The following is a 19,609-nucleotide window of genomic DNA, read 5'->3' on the forward strand; positions in this document are numbered from 1 at the left end:
GATACAAAGCCGATACAATTGCTCGCATCAAAACTAGCATAATTTTCTACTAAAACTGTAGAATAATTATTCGAGATCTCTTGTTTCGTTATCGCGTTGGCTAACGTTCGCGCCTCACGCATTTGCGTCGCGTTACAGGGGACGGAAACCAATGGACAAAACTACACTACAGATTACACCGGGGCTGACGCCTTTTCTCGGTTACTCGCTCTTGATCGGGCTCGGCGTAGCCAGCTTGCTGCTCGCTTTTTTCATCAAACAAGTTCTTGTGCGAAACACGCACGACTTCATTATCTCCGGTCGAAAAATAGGCTTTGGTTTTGGCGTTGGCTCGGTCATCTCAGTCTGGACTTGGTCGATGGCTGTGATGATGACGTCCGCGATGACTTTTGAATGGGGGCTTTCGGGCCTATTCTGGTTTGTCGTGCCAAATGGTCTCGCGGTGATGCTCCTTGTGCCGTTCACCCGCATTCTACGTCGACAGATGCCGAACGGCTATACCATCTCCGAGTTCACTAGAAATCGGTTCAACCAATCGGGTGTCGCGACATCTATTGTTACCGCCACTATGATCTTCGGTATTGTTCTCGAGATCCTCATCAACCTCAAGGGCACGTCGGTTGTCATGTCGACCGTGTTTGGTATCGATTGGACCTACGCAGCTCTCGTTGGCCTACTCGCGGTACTTGCCTATTCATACTTTGGTGGTCTTTGGACCAGCGTCATGACTGGCACCATTAATTTGCTGATGATTACGGTCCCCGCCGCGATCATTGTCACATTGGCATTTGACGCCGTACCCGGAGGTAGCGTCGAGGTCATGCAGCGGGTTGGGCAGAGCAACCCCCATAACCTTTCTGTCCTTCGATGGGATGCCGCCGCGGGGTTTGGTATCACACTCGCACTCGGAATATTTGCAGCGGCTATCGCTGACCAGACCTTTTGGCAGAAAGCGTGGGCGATAAAAGCGGAATACGTGAATCGCACGTTCGTTTGGGCGGGGGCGCTTTTCTATCCCATCCCAATCGCGCTCGGAACGCTTGGTCTGATCGGCATCGCCTACGGACTGACCCCGGCTGACATCGGCGGTGACAGTGCTGCTATTGGCCCGTATCTGATTTCGCACTTAGGGCTACCGCTGTTCATCGTTGTCATCTACGTGTTGATGATCCTCGCTGCCTGCTACTCGACAATTGATGGCGCAAGCTCGGCTCTCTCGTCCATCGTCGCTATCGACATCGTCAAGCGTTTTGCTCCCCAGACCTCTGAAAGCACGCTGTTCCTTATCACGAAGGTTTCGATCCTGGTTGGCGGACTGGTTGCATTTCTTATTGTACTGTCGGGCGTGGATTTCACGACGCTGGTCCTGACTACATACGCTCTAAAAAGCTCCATCCTCCTTCCGCTCATCCTCGCGATCCTCTGGCCGCGCACGACGACGCTTGGCTTCGTGGCTGGCATCATCCTAGCGATCCTAATCGGAATGCCGATCCGTCACTTCTATGGCGATTTGATCGGAACGATTAGCATTGTTGGGATCAGCGGGCTGACGGTGGTTCTTGGGGCTGTGCTTCAGCCTCAACGTTTCGACTATTCTAAACTAAGGCAACAGAAAGACATCGACGTCGCACAGCCGTCGACGAGCCCAATCGCAACCCCGGCAGAATAAGGACAGTGAGTATGTCGACCATAACAATCGTAATCATTGCTGGAGCGGTTTTGTCCACTCTCTACTTTGCGGCTGGCTATCTACGTGGGGTCCAGAACGCAATTGCGGATTTCCGAAACGGCAAGGACGATGAAGGTGTAGTGCCACAACATGGGCATTGGATTGCCATCGCGCTGGCATTCCTCACGTCGATCATCAGCATCGTCGGGATCGGGTATGCTTCCTGGTTCATCTACGTGGGGCCTTTTCTTGTCCTCGTAACCACGCTCGGCGTTGGTCTAGCATTCTTTGTTGAGCGAAGGATCGACGCTGCAACGAAAGTGTCGACCCGGCAAACCGGAACATCAACTTGAAGACTCTCGCAGGCTTGGATGCAGTACATGGCTGAAAAGAAACGAGCCCACATTCTCGGATTTATCCAGAACGGCGTTAACAGCCACGCGACTGGGATGTGGCGGCACTCCAAAGATAAGGTCGGGTGGAGCTACACCCGGCCGGATTACTGGGAGCACATGGCACGGACGATGGAGCGCGGTCTCTTCGACGCAATTTTCATTGCGGATGAACTTGCACCATACAGCAGTTACGGCGACAGCTCCGATGCCACGGTAAAGTGGGCTGTACAGTGCCCTACGCACGAGCCGTCGACCATCGTGCCGATCATTGCGACTGCCACAACGAACCTTGGTATCGGAGTCACGCTTTCCACGGCGTTTGAACATCCTTATTCCATGGCTCGACGGCTTTCGAGTCTCGACCATATATCTGGCGGGCGCGTGGCATGGAACATCGTTGGCTCATACTCCAAAAGTGAGTGGGATGCATACGGTGCCCAAATGGATGATCGCAGCAGAAGATACGATCGCATCGAGGAGTACATTCACCTTTGTAAGCTTCTTTGGAATTCTTGGGAGCCCGACGCCATAATCGCTGACAAAGCGAGCGGCATCTTCGCCGATCCTGAGAAGGTGCGTGAAATCTTCCATGAAGGCGAATTTTTCAAATGCAGAGGTAGGCATTTTGTCGCTCCTTCGCCGCAGGGACAGCCCGTGCTTTGGCAGGCGGGGTCCTCGGACAGGGGAAGAGATTTCGCGGCACAGCACGCCGAGGCGATCTTTGCAATTCATCCCGACGTCGAGCAGATGCGAGCCTATTCGGATGACCTCAATGCCCGCGTTGCTAGGTCTGGTCGCTCACCGGGAAGCGTAAAAATGATCTACGGCGTGCAGCCCATCGTTGGTGAGACAAGAGCTGAAGCGGAACGGAAGTTTGACGAGATACGAATGTTGCTGCCTCGAGAGGGATCGCTCGCGATGTTGTCTGGACAGCTGAGCGTTGACTTCATGAAGTTCAATCCTGAAACCCCTCTGGAAGACATCGCGATACCGGGCATACAGGGTGTAAAGGATGCTCTGGTCCGTTCAGGAGCAGGTTCGACCGTGACCGTCGGGGAGGCGGCTGACATTTATTCGATGCGTTTCGCCATGCCAGCAGTGGTGGGGACACCCTCAGATATTGCGGATCAACTCGAAGAGTTCATGGACGAAGGTGGGGCGGATGGGTTTATGCTTCTGGCGACCTACACTCCGGGTTGCTTTGAGGAATTCACGGATCTCGTGGTTCCCGAACTTCAACGTCGCGGCCGCTACAGAACGGCCTACGCCGGAACTACCCTTAGGCAAAACCTCTTGCAAAATTGAAGGTAAACATGACAGCGAAAAAGGCTCATCTACTTGGGTTTGTCCAGCATGGCGTCAACAGTCATGCCACGGGAATGTGGCGACACCCTAAGGACAAGGTTGGTTGGAACTTCGCCCGGCCGGAGTACTGGCAGCACATGGCTCGTACCATGGAGCGGGGGTTGTTCGACGCGATGTTCATCGCGGATGAACTTGCCCCTTACAATACACATGCCGACTCCTCGGATTTGACAGTTAAGTTCGCTGTCCAATGCCCTACGCATGAACCTTCGACAATTGCACCGATCATTACGGGTGCGACAAAACATCTGGGCGTTGGCGTCACGTTGTCCACGGCTTTCGAGCATCCCTACTCGATGGCCAGGCGCTTATCGAGTTTGGACCACCTTTCGGGCGGGCGCATAGCATGGAATATCGTCTCATCGTACTCGAAAAGCGAATGGGATGCGTATGGCGCCGAGATGAGCGATCGCGGCCACCGCTATGAGCGCCTCGAGGAATACATGGACCTGTGCTACAAGCTATGGACTTCATGGGAGCCAGACGCCATCATCGCTGACAAGGAGAGCGGGATTTATGCCGATCCTGAAAAGGTGCATGAGGTCATCCATGATGGACCGTTCTTCAAGTCTCGCGGCCGTCACTTCGTCGCACCGTCACCTCAAGGTCAGCCAGTGCTATGGCAAGCCGGATCATCCGAGCGCGGACGAGATTTCGCCGCGAAACACGCTGAAGCGATTTTTGCGGTCTTGCCGACCGTTGCAAGGATGCGAGAGTACAGCGCTGACCTCAACAGAAGACTTGTTGAACGCTTCGGGCGTCCTAAGGGAAGCGTAAAGCTGATTTTCGGTGTGCAGACAGTCGTTGCCGAGACCAGGGAAGAAGCGCAGGCTAAGTACGATCGGATCAAGGCATGTATCCCGCCTGAAGGTGCCTTGGCTTGGATGTCTGGCCATTTCGGCCTCGATTTCTCTAAGTACGACCTCAACGAGCACATTCAGGACATCGAGGTGCCCGGGATACAGGGCTTGTTTGAATCGATACTGTATGCTCGTGATGGCGAGCCGGTCACTATCGGCGAGGCTGCGATCATTTACGCGCAAGGTATGGGCATGCCCGTCCTTGTCGGGACCCCCCAAGACATCGCCGATAAACTCGAGGTTTTTATGGACGACGGTGGTGCGGACGGGTTCATGCTGATCGCTACGTACACACCGGGGTGCTTTGAAGAATTCGTTGATCTGGTCGTGCCGGAGCTACAGCGCCGAGGGCGGTACCGTACTGAATACAGCGGTGCCACGTTGCGCGAGAACCTGCTGGCAAATTGAGCCGAAGTACGCCAATCCCGACTCAAGCGCTAGCGCCATTGCGTTCCGACGATGCGCTGGTGCTTTTGGGAGCATGCTTAAACTTGGGATGTAGAGGGCCATAAGGGGTTCTCCCGAGGCATGCCACCAGGAAAAGTGCCACAACAGCGAACCAAAAGGAGATCACGAAACCATCGGCGTAGCTCAAGACGTTGGCCTGCGTTCGAACCGCGTTGCCGACGTGAGCGAGCGCGCTCGTTTTGCCTTGCGAACTTGGCCCAAAGACACTTGCGAGCACGCTCACATGCGTGTCGAGACCCTGTGACGACGAAGTGATCGGTAATCCCAGGCTGTTCGAATGAAACTGTTCCCGGTGGCGCAACCAGGTATTCATGACACTGCCGGCAAACTCAACGCCGACGATCCTTATCACCTGTATGTAAGCTGACACTGCCGTAGAACGGTTGGGATCTGAGTTTGCGATCAGGTAGACTACGGTTGCGAAGAACGCGAATGTTTGCCCGACGCTGGCTAAGAGCACGACGGGTGCGAATGACCAAGGGTACCAGGAACTGGTCAGGCGGCTGCCGATCAGCGCAGCCAAAGCCATAGCGAAGAACCCGATGACTATGCATATCCGAGGATCCAATCGGCGCTGGAGTATAGTCGCCAATACGGTTGCGGTGATGACAGGCAACGCGCCGCAAAGCACGTATACACCACAAAGTGAGATCGGACGGAGCCCCAACACGTTCTGAACATAAGCAGGGATGGAGATCGAAGTGCCGGCAGTAGACAGAGCAAACGCGATGATGACCGCGTAACCTATTCCAATATTTCGCGACAGTATGACTGACGCGTGCGCCCAGGGGTGCCGTACAAGCCCCTCGTTGATCAGAAACGCTATCAGGAGAAATATGCCAGATATAAGCAGCGACGTGATTGCTCCGGACTGCAGCCAGTCCAACCGGTTGCCTTGATCCAAGGCAATGTACAACATCGTCATACCTGATCCGAGGAGAAGCATGCCGCCCCAGTCGGCGCGCGCGAGCAATCCACGGTTCACATGTTCGTGCGGGGCTGCAATGATCAGAAGGAGTGCAATGACCGGCGCTATGACAACGTCCTGCCAATATAGCCACTGCCAGCCGAGGTGGTCCCCATAGACGCCCACCAAAGCGAGGCCAAGATACTGGGAGAGGGGGACTCGTAGAGTGTATATGGCGATTCCAATGATCCAATATTTTGATTCAAGATTCCGGAACGTCACCATTATAGTCGCCGGCAAAAACACTCCTAGTAGCAGTGCTCGACACGCATGGAGGAGCAAGATCGTCTCGCTCGCATGCACGAGCGGTATTATCAAAGAGATGCCGGTGTATACGAGCGTCGAAGGTATCATCACCCTTCGCACTCCGAATACCGTAGCAAGCCAAGCGACAGCGGCGGAGATGAGGATCTGCGGAGCGTTGGCTATGGTATTTAGCCAAGATGCTTCGTCAACGCTCAGACCGAATGGACCGCGAAGATCGTTCAGCCCCACGCTAAAAACTCGGGTATCCAGACCGACGACAAAGGATGCGAGCAGCAGCGCGGCTACGAGGAGGAGCGGTTGTGTCGCTTCTATACCTTTGGTCAGGGGACCGAAATCGCGCCGCGACCCCATTACTGGCTTCCTGGCGGCGTTTCGACACTTACAGTTGCCGACATGCCAGGCCGCAGACGCTCCGTGACATCTTGGCCAGCGTCAATTTCAATCCTGACCGGAACCCGCTGAACGACTTTGGTGTAATTGCCGGTGGCGTTGTCGGGCGGCAGCAGGGCGAATACGGAGCCACTCGCAGGCGCGAGCCGCGATACGCGACCTGACAGCTGCACTCCTGGGAATGAGTCGACAGAAATTTCGGCTCGACCGTCAGGCCGCATGTTAGCGAGTTGAGTTTCTTTGAAGTTGGCCGTCACATAGACTTGGGGAAGTGGGACCAAGGAGACGATGCCGCTGCCTGTAGCGACGAGATCGCCCTCATGCACCAGTCTCCGCCCCACGACGCCGTCAAACGGCGAAAGTATACGAGTGTAACCGAGACGAATTCGGGAAGTGTCCAGGGTCCCTTGCGCGCTTCTCACCTGGGCCGTAAGCAGCGGCTCTTGCCCACTCAGGACCTTCAGTTGTGCTTTTTGTTGCTCTATCGCGGCGTCGGCGATCCGCTCGGCGGCTTGTGCTTGTAAAAATGCGGATTGAGCCTGTTGCAGCATCTGCTGCGTCGTAGCGCCGCCGAGGCTCGCCTGTCGTTTGAATTCCTGCTCGGCCTGCGCCAATTGCGCATTCGCCGATTCTCGTTGTGCTTGGGCAGCGAGGATCGCGGCCTTCTGAAGGTCGATCTGGTTGGCCAGATTTGCCAGCGCGGCCTCCGCGGACGCCAGACTAGCCTCCGCGATTTTCACCGACGCCAAGTATTCGCGATCATCTATCTCAGCCAAGAGGTCGCCCTTTGCGACACTTTGATAATCGGAGAACTTCAGCGCTCTAACGGTGCCTCCGACCTGTGCGCTCAGCGTTGAAACGTCAGCGGTTACGAATGCGTCGTCCGTTGACTGCGAAGTTGAGCCGGAGGTCCAACGGTTCCAGTCGATCGTCACGATACCAACGCAAATAATGGCAATGGAAACAGCAAGCACCGGAATTCCAAGGCGAGTGCGCAATGGAATCTCGCTCTGTTCCTTCGGAGGCGGTTCCTCTGCCGGGGTCGCTGTGCGCAAGGTTGCGATCTTTGTATCATCAGGCACGTCGAATCCCCCAACCGGCTCGGTCCATCGGCTTGCGGTAACCGGATGTCGAGGCTCTTGGGCAAAACGGAACCTGTCAGCCGGTCAAGCTTTTCGCATTGATTGAGCGTGATCGTGAACAGCGAATTTTGATTGCTTGCTAGGTGATTACAACTGTCATCGACCGCCGACCCGACAAGCGGTGATGTGGCATTTTAACGGGAAAGGGGCATGCCAACGACATGCCCCTCCGTCGATTATGGCATCAGAAGGAGCTTTCCAGTCGTCGCGCGGCTTTCCATAGCAACATGTGCCTGCCTCGCATCTGAAAGGTGATAGGTATTCCCGATATTTACTTTGATGTCCCCATTTTGGATCCACTGGAACAGGTTCTCGGAGCGGGCTCGGAGCAGTTCGGGGGTGTGAACATGGTCCAGAAATACGGCGTATCCTAGCTTGATGCTCTTCGGCAAGCTCATGATGTCGAGCGCTCCTGGGCCACCAAGTACAGGGCCATACCAGCAGAAAGTGCCACTACGACGGAGAGCATCCAGTGACCCTTGGAACGTAGTCGGGCCAGAGCCGTCGTAAACAACATGTACACCCTCTCCACCGGAAAGACGTACAGCCTCTGCAGCGAAGTTCCCTTCGGAGTCCACGATTACATGGTCAGCGCCCGCTTCCTTTGCGATCGCCACTTTGCTTTCGCTTGAAACACGGCTGATGACCGAACCGCCTCTGAGTTTGATGATCTGAGTCAACAGAAGGCCCAGCCCTCCCGCACCGGCGTGCACAAGCGCCACGTCACGAGGTTGAACAGGATAGAAATCAGTCGCAAAGTGACTGGCAGTGAGACCCTGCATCATTGCTGCTGCAGCAGTCTTGTCATCGATCTCATCGGGTACCTTCACGAGCGAAGACACGGGAGCTACGATGCGTTCCGCATAGCTCGATGGAACGAAAACCCAGGCGACTCGATCACCTACGCTGAACTCAGTAACCGCCGGGCCAACCTCAATCACGCGCCCAGCGCCTTCGACACCGAGAATCGAAGGCTTGTACCCGCGGGACGCCATGCCGCGTCGAGCGCCGATATCCATGAAGTTGACACCTGCGGCAGCTACCTCAACAACCACCTGATTTTCGCCGGCTTTTGGCTCGGCTTCGTCGTAGTATTCCAGTGCGTCCACGTCACCGACGTGGGTCATTCTTACAGCTTTCACGCTTTTTCTCCTTAGTTGAATGATCGTTCCAAAACGGGGTAAAAAAATTTAGCGCAGGGCTCGCAAAGCTATCTCGCCCAGAGCTTTGAGCTTGCCGTCGTCCGCACCGCCCCTGGCTGCGATTCGAATCCCTGAAAATGTCGTAACAAGGAAGTCGACAACCGCATCGGGCTCGAGCTCAGAGGTCAGGTCTCCTGCCAGCTGAGCTTCGCGAATACGTTTCACGAATGGTACCCGGAGCCTCTCGGCCGCGAGCGCATGTTGAGCGCTCAGTTCCGTTTGTCTGACACCGAATTCACAAATCGAGTTGACGCCAAGACACGGCATTCTCGCCTCGGCAACAACTCGCTCAACAACGGCCCGGATACCCTCGAATGCATTTTCTTTGCTGTTGAGAGTCGAGATGTGAGCCGACGTCTCGAGCGTTGAATAGCGGCTGACTGCAGAGAGATAGAGCTTCCACTTGTCACCGAAGGTGTCGTAGAGGCTCTGCCGCCCGATGCGCATCCGTTTTGTGAGCATCGCGGCTGAGGTGCCCTCGAAGCCATGCTCCCGAAACACCTGAACCGCTGCATCCAGCGCTTGCGCTGTATCAAATTCTCTAGGTCTTGCCATGGCAATCAGATAGTCATTACGGAATGATCAGTCAATAACGAGTTTCATTTTTTTACTACAAGGATCGAATTTAGGAGTGACGGCTCGGCTGCATAACAGATGTAGTCCGTCTGCAGAGCAGCTGTAATCGAGCTGAAACCGAGACGAGCCACCTATTTCCAATCTAACACGATGGAAACCCCATATGGCTGAGCATCTCGATGAAACACACACGCGCCCACGCATTTGCGTCGCCGGAGCTGGCGCGATTGGCCTAACGCTTGCCGCGCGGTTGCGCCTGAGTGGCCTCCAAGTTGACTTGGTTGCCAGAGGTGAGAGCCTGGACGTCATCAGGAAGCAGGGAATTCGGCTGGTCGACCGCGAAGGAGACCACCAAGTAGTGGTTAACGTCGGTACCGCGGGAGATTTCCAACAGCCAGACGTTCTCTTCATGTCCCCAAAGTCGCAGGACATGCCCGCCTTGGCAACGTCGATCAAACACCTGATCGGCCCCCGCACGACAGTGGTTCCAGTCGTGAACGGCATACCTTGGTGGTACTTCGACGGAATTGACGGTGGATGGGCTGGGCAAGAAATTCAATCAGTCGATCCAAATGGAATCCTCAAGGAAATCATTCCATCTAGACAGGTTGTTGGGACTACAACCATGATCACCGTCGAGCGAATACAGAAGGGCACCGCAAGGACGTTCAATCCGTTGCAAATGACCCTTGGAGAGCTCGACGACACGAGTTCAGAGCGATTGGACGGTCTGGCCTCCCTCCTCGAAAAGGCAGGCCTCGTTGTGCGGAAGGCACCTCGCATCCGGGATGCGATATGGAGCAAAGTCGTACGGAATCTAATTTCCAACCCGGTCTCCGCCATTACCGGCGCTACGCTTCGGCAAAACTTCGGTGATGCACACCTAGTCGATATCAGTCGTCAGATGCTTCACGAGGTCCTCCCGGTGATCGAGGCTTACGGTGCGAAGCTCGAAGACGATCCGCAGGCAATCCTGGACACCGGGCGGCTGCTGGGAGACGTAAAAACCTCGATGCTTCAGGACCTTGAGCGAGGAAATCAGCTTGAGTTGGCGTCGATTTGCGATGCTGTGCTGGAACTGGCGCACCTTAGAGGGATCGAGATGCCGGTGACGCAAGCGATCAGCAATCTCGCACACTTCAAAAGCAGTCAAAGCGGAGACGCTTTTGCGGCGTAGGTGCAATCGCGACTTGGCTATGTACGAATGGAGTCCTCTTGTACGCCCGAATTAACGAAACCGAGATATTTTTCGACACCGAAGGTAGCTCCCTGCGCAAGGTCAATGGAGGTCTATACGAAGTACCGACGATCGTCGTTGTACACGGCATACTCGGACTCGATCACCGATACCTCCGGGAAGGTCTTGGGCAGCTTAGCGAGGTTGCTCAGGTCCTCTTTGTAGACTTACGGGGGCAGGGGCGATCCGCGCATGCACCTGTTGAGACGGTGACATACGAACAGATGGCCGATGACATTGCAGCGCTAATCGGAGCACTCGGGATACGAAAGCCCTACGTTTTCGGTCATTCGCTGGGTGGGTTGGTCGCGTTGCATCTTGTGCTTAGGCACCATGGCTTAGCGCGTGGCGCTATCCTCGCTGCTGCCACGCCAACCGCCGCTCCCATGCAAAACGAAGTGACGCGGACAGCACCATCGTTGACAACCCGGGCATCGCCTGCCGCGATGGAGGCAGCTGCCAAGCTATTCGCGGGTGAGCTGAACACGGCTAGTATAGCAGCCTACTTTGAGAAAGTCGGTCCACTCCTCGCAGCCCCAATGAACGCAGGTCTGGCAGAGCGTCTCATCAAGGGTATTACGCCAAACATTGAGTTGATGCGTCACCTGTTGATGCACTTGCCGTCGGATTTCGACATATCTAGTCGACTTAACCAGGTAAACGTCCCAGTGCTGCTACTAGCGGGAGCGCATGACTGGGTTAACCCACCACGCACCAGCCTTGCGATGGCGAAAATGATTCCGAGAAATCGATACGTCGAATTCGAGAACTCCGGACATCTCCTCTTCTCTGAAGAACCCGCGAACTTCCGATCGGTTGTTGAGGATTTCCTCGCAAGCGATGCCGCGCCGGGTTGGTACTGACAAAATGGGGGAGGCGGCTTTATAGGCCGCCAACCTCGACACGTTAGTCAATCACCGATGTCCACACCGTCGAACCGATGGGCGTCGGACGGTTCAATTTGATAGCCGGTGACTCGCTTCGACGTCGCAACCGTAATCAATCCGTTTGCAAGCGGAATCCACGGGCTCTCGTCGGCGGCGATCTGTTGAGCGCGCTCGTACAGCGACGAACGTTTTGCGGAATCGGTCTCCGACCTCGCCTCCTCAAGCAACTCGTCGAAATCCTTGTTGCACCATACGGCCTTGTTGTTGCCCCCGACCGACGCGCATGCCAGCAGCGGAGTCAGGAAGCTATCCGGGTCTCCATTGTCGGCGGTCCAACCTGCTAGGACCGCTCCGTCATGTTTGGGATCATTTGACCGCTTCAGGTATTCGCCCCATTCGAATGAAATGATCTCAGCGTCTAGACCGATGTCATGGAGATTGGCCTGTAAGAGTTCGGCCGTACGTCGACCGTTAGGATTATAAGGACGAGATACAGGCATGGCCCACAACGTCGCCTTCGTTCCCGAGAGCCCTAACTCTTGAATTGTGGCCTTTGCAGCTTTTGGATTGAACTCAATGGTTTTCAGCGATCTGTTGAAGCCTGCCATATCAGGAGGAAGAACGCTCTCCGCAATTACGCCACTGCCTTGATACACGGCGTCAAGAATAGCCTTCTTGTCGACGGCTTGCGTTATGGCGCGTCGAACACGGACATCATCAAACGGCTTCTGGGTGGTGTTGAAGGCGAGATATCCGACGTTCAGACCAGGCCGTTGCAATACGTTAAGGGATGGGTCTTCTTTGAGAGCGGCGATGTCCGCGGGTGTAGGGTAGACGGCAATCTGGCACTCGTCCGCCTTCAATTTCTGTATGCGAGTCGATGCGTCGGTTGTGATCGCAAACACCAGGTCATCGACGGGTTGCTTGCCTCCCCAATAGTCAGCGAACGCCTGATATCTGATGACGGCGTCCTGTTGATAGGCTACGAGCTGGAACGGGCCGGTACCGATGGGCTTGTGGTTGAGATCATCCACACGATGAGATGCTGCCAGTTGGTCGGCGTATTCCTTCGAGACGATGGACGCGAAATCAAGAGCGATTAGGCCAAGAAACGGAGCGTTGGGTTTTTGAAGCGTGAAGCGGACCGTGAGATCGTCCACTTTATCAATCGCCGCAACGGATTGCGGTAGTCCGACGTCGTTGTAGTAGGACCAGCTTGCACCTTGGGAGTAGGCGGCTAACTCTTTCTTTCCGCTCTGGCGTTCGAAGCTGAAGACGACATCGTCTGCATTGAGATCGCGGGTTGGTTTGAACTCTTCGTTCGTCTGAAATTTCACGCCGGGACGGAGGTGGAACGTGTATACCTTGCCATCATCGGAGACCTCCCACCGCTGTGCCAGTGCGGGTACAATCTCGGTTGTCCCTCGCTTGTATTCCACAAGCCGATTGTAGATCGTCTTTGAAGAGGCATCGAACGTCGACCCTGATGTATACCGTGCCGGATCGAACCCTTCTGGGCTGGCCTCGCTGCAGTACACTAGAGACTTCGCGTGCGCGGCGTGCGCTAATCCGAGCGACAACGCCAGGGCCGTTCCAATAATTAGTGGCTTCATTTGTTGAGTATCTCCTGGATCAAGTCGTTGGCCGTGTCGAGGCGGCGGGAATTGAACACGCGTGATATCCGTTCTTCTCGACGTATCGCTGGTGCTTCTCGTCGGCTAGCTCGAGTTCGACGAATGGGATCACCTGGGTGGTGGCAGGCAAAGGCGAGTTAGCGTTGAAATGCGCTTTCAGTTCGGTTGCCGCGGAATACTGCTGGCTGTCATGGGTGAATATCGCAGAACGAACTCCTTCACCCGCCTCATCGCCTTGCCTGTCGAACGCTGTCGGATCGTGGCTCTTCCAAAAGAGCTCGATGAGCGTCCGATAACTCAAGACAGTCGGATCGAAATCCACCTGGACCACCTCGATGCGACCAGGATCGGTTGAACCGTCAGTGCCCGTCGAATGGCCGACGCGCGTGTCGATCACGCCATCTATACCCCGGAAATAGGCCTCGGATCCCCAGAAGCATCCTGCTCCGAACGTTGCTAGTTGGTTTGGCATTACAAAACTCTCTTGAATGAAATGCGGCGCACGATCGGCTTGAGCCGATACACGTCGGTATAAGTGTTTCAGATGACGATCACGCCTTGTTGTCCGCGCAGTCGTTAGCTCAAAGCGAGCGAAACAACTATAAACATAGCAACTCGACTGGGGAGAAACGCGTTTGTGAATTGAACCCGTTTTTCGAACTTTTGTTTGTCGAGATGCGGGTCTGAAGGATTGCTTTTACAGATTTAAAATCAGCCGGTTAGCCGCGTTTAATTGTACAAGTTTGTATCAATCACCCCTCACGTTACGCTGGAAAATAAAACGATCCATCTTCGAAACAATCCAGACAAACTGAGCTGTTTATCTCTGTTCATTGAGGAGCACTCGTGTCGGAAGGTTGGACGTCCGATAGCCGCACGGACGGCATCCAAGCTTGCCCAGCTGGACAGGCGGAAAACAGATGGAGATGACGATGCTAAATTCTTTTCGGCTGGCCTGTGCGGGATTTGGCCTGGTCGGGGCGACGTTGGTTACCGCGGTAGCAGTTTTCGGTGAGCCGCCTATGAGCTTTGCAAACTCAGCAGCGTCTGCGAAGGCGGCAGAGCAAGCGGTACCTGTGTCAGTCATCACCGTTAAGAGCCAGAGCGTAAGGCTTTGGGAAGAATTTTCCGGAAGGCTGGAAGCGGTTGACAGGGTGGACATCAGGGCACGGGTATCCGGGGCGATCAAAGCGGTCCACTTCCGGGAAGGGGCCTTGGTAAAAGCTGGAGACCTTCTCTTCTCAATCGATCCGGCACCGTATCAGGCGGTGGTTGCCCAAGCGGAAGGACAGGTTGAGCTGGCGCGAGCAAGGCTCAGCCTAGCCGAGACGCAACTTGATAGAGGTCACAGGCTATCTGGAAATCATACCATTTCGCAAAGCGACCTCGACCAACGGCAAAGTGCGCTCGCGGAGGCAAAAGCTTCGTTGAGTTCAGCGACTGCAAACCTGCAGGCCGCACAGCTCGACTTGGGTTATGCGGAGGTAAAGGCACCCGTGGCCGGGCGTATCGGGAAGATTGACGTGACGGTCGGGAATTTGGTTGCAGCTGGTTCAACCTCTGCCGTCCTCGCGAAGCTCGTTTCTGTCGATCCAATCTACGCCAGCTTCGACGCAAGCGAGGAGTTGGTAACTATGGCTCTAGCAGAGCTCCCACCACGGACGGGTGGCCTTCCGGCGATTGAAGACATTCCGGTTGAAGCCGGGACCTTGGCTGACAAAGAAACGCCGTTAAAGGGGACCCTTCAGCTGGTCGATAACGAAGTAGACGCGGCCAGCGGTACGATCACCGTCCGAGCTGTCTTCCCCAATCCGAGGGGTACATTGATCCCCGGGCAGTTTGTACGAATTCGAATGGGGGAAGCCATGCCTCAAAATAGGCTATTGGTTCCGGACCGTGCGATATCAACCGACCAAGACAAGAAGTTTGTTTATGTGGTCGATGGTCAGAGCCACGTTGCGTACCGCAGCGTTACGCTTGGCGGCTTGGTCGATGGAATGCGAATTGTAAAAGCCGGATTGAAAGACGGCGAGACGATCGTGGTCGCGGGCTTGCAAAGAGTGCGTCCAAATGCGCTCGTTGCAGCAACGCCCCTAAAGCAAGAATCCAATAACGAATAGCTCGGCCTCCCACCGACCTAAGCCCTTCCCGTGGATCGCCGACGGCCGGGACGCTATCCGACAAATACAATCCCTCAGGGATAATAAAGGTACCTGACATGAACATTTCCCGCTTTTTCATTGACCGCCCGGTATTCGCGGGCGTCATATCGGTGGTGATCGTCGTAGCAGGCCTTATCGGACTGCGAGCGCTGCCGATCTCCGAGTACCCTCAGGTCGTACCACCGTCCGTGGTCGTGAGGGCGACGTATCCCGGGGCAAATCCCCGAGTGATCGCGGAGACTGTAGCGACCCCGCTCGAAGAGCAGATCAATGGGGTCGAGGGTCTACTTTATATGTCGAGTAATTCGACGTCCGATGGCGCGATGACGCTGACGGTCACTTTCAAGCTTGGAACCGATCCCGATCAAGCACAACAGCTTGTCCAGAACCGAGTCTCCCAAGCTGAACCGCGCTTGCCAGAAGAGGTGAGGGCCCTCGGCATCACGACTGTCAAAAGCTCGCCTGATTTTACCTTGGCGGTCGATTTGGTCTCCACCAACGACCGTTACGATATCACTTACCTGCGCAACTACGCAGTTCTGAACATCAAAGACCGCCTTGCGCGTATCGAAGGTGTTGGAGATGTGCAGATTTTCGGCGCGGGCGATTATTCGATGCGCGTTTGGATAGATCCTCAGAAAGCGGCTCAATACGAGCTTGCCGCAAGCGATATAACGAGTGCCATCCAGGGCCAGAATGTCCAGGCCGCTGCCGGCACCATAGGTGCTTCTCCGAGCCCGATGGGAGTCGATTTGCAGCTCAACGTAAACGCCCAGGGACGTCTTGAGACACCAGAAGAGTTTGGCAATATAATCGTCAAAACGGGCGCAAACGGCCAAGTGACGCGTCTACGTGATGTCGCACGCCTGGAGCTGGGCGCAGCCGATTACTCCCTTCGTTCCCTCCTCGATGGGAAGCCGGCGGTCGCCATCCCCATTTTCCAGGCCCCTGGCTCTAACGCACTCGAGATTGCCGACGCCGTACGCAAGACGATGGACGAACTGCAGCAGTCCATGCCTGATGGCGTGAAATATTCTATCGATTACGATACCACCAAGTTCGTGGAAGCTTCGATCGAGAAAGTAGTTCACACGCTCTTCGAGGCGATTGCGTTGGTCGTGCTTGTGGTAATTCTGTTCCTACAAACGTGGCGTGCCTCGATCATCCCATTGATAGCGGTTCCGGTCTCGATCATCGGAACCTTTGCGGTCATGTATGTGTCCGGCTTCTCACTCAACGCGCTCAGCCTGTTTGGTCTTGTCTTGGCCATTGGTATCGTCGTCGATGACGCTATTGTGGTGGTCGAGAACGTTGAGCGCAACATCGAGAATGGTCTAAGCCCGCGGGATGCCACCTATAAGGCGATGCGAGAGGTTTCAGGTCCGATCGTGGCCATCGGACTGGTGCTGGTCGCGGTGTTCGTTCCGCTCGCGTTCATTTCGGGGCTGTCTGGCCAGTTTTATCGGCAGTTCGCTCTGACGATCGCCATCTCGACGATTATCTCCGCCTTCAACTCCTTGACACTATCACCCGCGTTGGCAGCGCTTTTGCTCAAGGGGCACCACGAGCCGAAGGATCGATTGACGCGCTCTATGGACTTTGCCTTTGGTTGGTTTTTCCGAAGCTTCAATCGAGCCTTCGGATCAGCCTCGAGCGCTTATGGAACAGGTGTCGGCCGACTTGTCTCCCGAAAAGGCATCGTGATGGTCGTGTATCTTGTGCTTGCGGGTGCTACATACGCGTTGTTCAACGCAATTCCGGGTGGGTTCGTACCGGCTCAAGACAAGCAGTATCTGATCGGATTCGCCCAATTGCCTGATGCTGCAAGCTTGGATCGAACTGAAGACGTAATAAGGCGGATGAGCGATATTGCCGTAAAGGAACCCGGAGTCGCTCATTCCATCGCTTTCCCCGGCCTCTCAATTAGCGGCTTCACCCATTCTTCGAACGCCGGTCTGGTTTTTCTTACTCTCAAGGATTTTGACGAACGAAAGACGCCCGAACTTTCCGGGCCAGCGATCGCCGCGTCTCTGAACCAGAAGTTCGCCGCTATCCCGGATGCCTACGTCGCCATGTTCTCACCACCCCCAGTCAACGGTCTAGGCACTACAGGTGGCTTCAAACTGCAGTTGGAAGACCAGGCCGGTCTTGGCTACAAGGCGCTCGATGATGCGAACAAGGCGTTTCTCGCGAAAGCCGCGGAAGCTCCGGAACTGGCCGGCATCTTTTCAAGCTACCTGATAAATGTTCCGCAGCTCTATGCGGACCTCGATCGAACAAAGGCTGAGCAGTTGGGGGTTTCGGTGTCTGATGTATTTCAGACCCTGCAGATCTATCTCGGCTCGCTGTACGTGAATGACTTCAACGCTTTTGGTCGGACGTATAGTGTGCGGGTCCAGGCAGATGCGAAGTTTCGTGCTAAACCGGAAGACATTGGCCAGCTCAAGGTCAGATCGATGTCTGGCCAGATGATCCCACTGGCCGCGCTGCTTCGAGTGGATGCCACTACAGGCCCGGAGCGTACGAACCGCTACAATGGCTTCCTGTCTGCGGATATCAATGGAAGTCCAGCGCAAGGCTATTCATCAGGGGAGGCGCAAGCTGCGATCGAACGGATTGCCACCGAAGTGCTGCCAAAGGGTATTAGCTACGAGTGGACGGATTTGACCTACCAGCAGATTATCGCCGGCGACTCCAGCTACGTTGTCTTTCCGCTGGCTCTGTTGCTTGTTTTCCTGGTCCTCGCGGCGCAGTACGAGAGCCTCTCGCTTCCAATCGCGATTATTATGATTGTCCCGATGGGCGTCTTGGCGGCTCTTGCGGGTGTCTGGTTGACAGATGGCGATAACAACATCTTCACTCAGATCGGCCTCGTAGTGTTGGTCGGGCTGTCCGCGAAAAACGCGATCTTGATCGTAGAGTTCGCTAGAGAGCTTGAGTTGGAAGGGCGCTCGCCCCGTCAAGCTGCCATCGAAGCCAGCCGTCTTAGACTACGGCCAATTCTTATGACGTCGATGGCGTTTATCATGGGTGTTGTGCCCCTGGTTACGTCAACAGGAGCGGGAGCTGAAGTCCGTGCCGCTCTTGGTATTACGGTGTTCTCAGGAATGATTGGCGTCACCCTCTTCGGTATCTTTATGACGCCAGTCTTCTACGTCCTTGTGCGAAAGGTAACGGGTAATCGACCTCTGGCACACAAGGCTCCTGCCAACGATTATGGGAAGAAGATGATCTCCCACGCTGCCGAATGATACGAGCTTGTCCAAAAGCACCGACACATACCGGAACTCAGCCTGGAGGGCGCGCCCTCTAGGCTGAGTCCGACTGCTGCCGCTGGGGACTTGGCCCTTCAGGCCGGGTAAAAAGAGGCCTGGTCACTCCAGGGCGAGGCCATCCAAGCTCACTTCTTGTGAGCAACTAGAATACGCAGCGAGAGTGCGAAAGCCAAAATATCAGCCTGAAGCGCGGTAGAGGATAGGATTTAACATGCCCTATAGTTTTTGCATGCGGCGGGCAAAGTCATTGATTTAGAATCCTGCCATTAACAGCGCACGGATTGAGATGTTCGTGCGTAGCTAGCGATTGGTCGGCTGACGTGCAAAACGGATAGCGCTAGCCCATCGAACTTCGGTTCGGTCATACGGTTACGCCGGTGGGCCCCGAGGCTTGGTAGGCCGAGTTGGGAATAGAGCGGCTTGGGCCGCTCTATTTTTCCCCGAATACAATTTCCTCGGCGGCGGTTCCAAGGGTTGGCAATCGCCGGAATTCGTCATCTGGACGGCAAAAGTCTCGCAAGTGTGGGAAACCTGCGAGACTTTACGAAACGAACTGTTTGGCGAGATCTGGAGATCCGGCTTGGCCGACTATCTCAAGGGGCATACCGCGTGAAGACATAGTCGTGGTCAACGACGTTGCCAACGTGACAGGCGAGACAGGTCTCATGCTGTTTAACATCGACCGGCTTTCCGTTCACGAAGCGTCCGAAGCCCCAACCATGGCTGTCAGGATACTTCTTGGAATCCTTGACCATGACCTGGACGGTCGTCGGCGCACCGGGAACCGTGGCCGGTGCGAACTCCGTTGACTGTTTGCGCTTGTAGGCGAGCTTAACCAAGATCGAACCGTCTGGGAAAGGCAGCGTACCCTTCTTGTACGCATCGATCGCTATGTCGTTTCCGAGCACTGCCCTGAGCTCATCAAGCGGCGGAGCCTCCTGCGCTGGAGCGATGAATTTCCAGTCTCGGTAGCCCTCTGGGATACTGACGCCGTAAATGGGGGAGACGTCTTGCGCGGCAGGCTCGTCCGCCCATGAATAAGAAACGAAGGCTCCGACAGCCAAAGCTGACACAACCAAGCCGGAAGCGATGGCAATCTTCATCGAATGACTC

At 55.3% G+C, this 19,609-nt stretch carries 15 protein-coding genes; 8 read left to right on the forward strand and 7 right to left on the reverse strand.

Annotation, left to right across the window (positions count from 1 at the left end; genetic code table 11):
• Positions 1-151 precede the first annotated feature (151 nt).
• The 4 genes from D460_RS0122095 to D460_RS0122110 are packed head-to-tail and all read left to right on the forward strand — an operon-like array spanning position 152 to position 4,697.
• The gene (locus D460_RS0122095) at positions 152-1,669 is read left to right on the forward strand and encodes a sodium:solute symporter (RefSeq protein WP_018900774.1); all 1,518 of its coding nucleotides are present in this window, start codon (positions 152-154) and stop codon (positions 1,667-1,669) included.
• Positions 1,670-1,680: 11 nt separating this feature from the next.
• The gene (locus D460_RS0122100) at positions 1,681-2,022 is read left to right on the forward strand and encodes a hypothetical protein (RefSeq protein ID WP_018900775.1); all 342 of its coding nucleotides are present in this window, start codon (positions 1,681-1,683) and stop codon (positions 2,020-2,022) included.
• A gap of 27 nt (positions 2,023-2,049) precedes the next feature.
• Positions 2,050-3,369, forward strand: a complete 1,320-nt coding sequence (locus D460_RS0122105; RefSeq protein WP_155947815.1) for an LLM class flavin-dependent oxidoreductase — start codon at positions 2,050-2,052, stop codon at positions 3,367-3,369.
• 8 nt (positions 3,370-3,377) lie between these two features.
• On the forward strand, positions 3,378-4,697 hold the full coding sequence (locus tag D460_RS0122110) for an LLM class flavin-dependent oxidoreductase (protein WP_018900777.1): 1,320 nt from the start codon (positions 3,378-3,380) through the stop codon (positions 4,695-4,697).
• Between the two features lie 22 nt (positions 4,698-4,719).
• Here D460_RS0122110 and D460_RS33530 read toward each other — a convergent pair whose 3' ends face one another.
• From D460_RS33530 to D460_RS0122130, 4 genes are all read right to left on the reverse strand, one after another.
• Complete coding sequence (locus D460_RS33530; RefSeq protein ID WP_018900778.1) at positions 4,720-6,342, reverse strand: MFS transporter; 1,623 nt, start codon at positions 6,340-6,342, stop codon at positions 4,720-4,722.
• Positions 6,342-7,463 carry an HlyD family secretion protein gene (locus D460_RS0122120; RefSeq protein ID WP_026283409.1) on the reverse strand — a complete coding sequence of 374 codons (1,122 nt, stop codon included), beginning with the start codon at positions 7,461-7,463 and terminating at the stop codon, positions 6,342-6,344. Before D460_RS0122120 ends, D460_RS33530 begins: the two co-directional genes overlap by 1 nt.
• Before the next feature lie 236 nt (positions 7,464-7,699).
• On the reverse strand, positions 7,700-8,665 hold the full coding sequence (locus D460_RS0122125) for a quinone oxidoreductase (RefSeq protein ID WP_026283410.1): 966 nt from the start codon (positions 8,663-8,665) through the stop codon (positions 7,700-7,702).
• Positions 8,666-8,713: 48 nt separating this feature from the next.
• Positions 8,714-9,280 (reverse strand): TetR/AcrR family transcriptional regulator, encoded by a 567-nt coding sequence (locus D460_RS0122130; RefSeq protein WP_018900781.1) that lies wholly within the window; start codon positions 9,278-9,280, stop codon positions 8,714-8,716.
• Between the two features lie 184 nt (positions 9,281-9,464).
• Between D460_RS0122130 and D460_RS0122135 the strand changes: the two genes are divergently transcribed.
• The gene (locus D460_RS0122135) at positions 9,465-10,478 is read left to right on the forward strand and encodes a 2-dehydropantoate 2-reductase (RefSeq protein ID WP_018900782.1); all 1,014 of its coding nucleotides are present in this window, start codon (positions 9,465-9,467) and stop codon (positions 10,476-10,478) included.
• Between the two features lie 38 nt (positions 10,479-10,516).
• Complete coding sequence (locus tag D460_RS0122140; protein WP_018900783.1) at positions 10,517-11,401, forward strand: alpha/beta hydrolase; 885 nt, start codon at positions 10,517-10,519, stop codon at positions 11,399-11,401.
• 47 nt (positions 11,402-11,448) lie between these two features.
• On the opposite strand, the gene D460_RS0122145 is transcribed toward D460_RS0122140, so the two are convergent.
• Both D460_RS0122145 and msrA read right to left on the reverse strand, forming a co-directional pair.
• Positions 11,449-13,038, reverse strand: a complete 1,590-nt coding sequence (locus D460_RS0122145) for an ABC transporter substrate-binding protein (protein WP_018900784.1) — start codon at positions 13,036-13,038, stop codon at positions 11,449-11,451.
• Positions 13,039-13,057: 19 nt separating this feature from the next.
• Complete coding sequence (gene msrA, locus D460_RS0122150; RefSeq protein ID WP_018900785.1) at positions 13,058-13,531, reverse strand: peptide-methionine (S)-S-oxide reductase MsrA; 474 nt, start codon at positions 13,529-13,531, stop codon at positions 13,058-13,060.
• 454 nt (positions 13,532-13,985) lie between these two features.
• Here msrA and D460_RS33535 point away from each other — a divergent pair, with 454 nt between their 5' ends.
• The gene (locus D460_RS33535) at positions 13,986-15,179 is read left to right on the forward strand and encodes an efflux RND transporter periplasmic adaptor subunit (RefSeq protein WP_037111886.1); all 1,194 of its coding nucleotides are present in this window, start codon (positions 13,986-13,988) and stop codon (positions 15,177-15,179) included.
• 98 nt (positions 15,180-15,277) lie between these two features.
• Positions 15,278-18,472, forward strand: a complete 3,195-nt coding sequence (locus D460_RS0122160; RefSeq protein ID WP_018900787.1) for a multidrug efflux RND transporter permease subunit — start codon at positions 15,278-15,280, stop codon at positions 18,470-18,472.
• 617 nt (positions 18,473-19,089) lie between these two features.
• Here the strand turns inward: D460_RS0122160 and D460_RS0122165 are convergent.
• Entirely contained in the window at positions 19,090-19,599 is a 510-nt protein-coding gene (locus tag D460_RS0122165) for a cytochrome P460 family protein (RefSeq protein WP_018900788.1), read from the reverse strand.
• Between the last annotated feature and the right edge of the window lie 10 nt (positions 19,600-19,609).

Origin of the sequence: Rhizobium sp. 2MFCol3.1 (genome assembly GCF_000377565.1) — a bacterium.
In the GTDB taxonomy this organism is placed as follows: Bacteria; Pseudomonadota; Alphaproteobacteria; order Rhizobiales; family Rhizobiaceae; genus Rhizobium.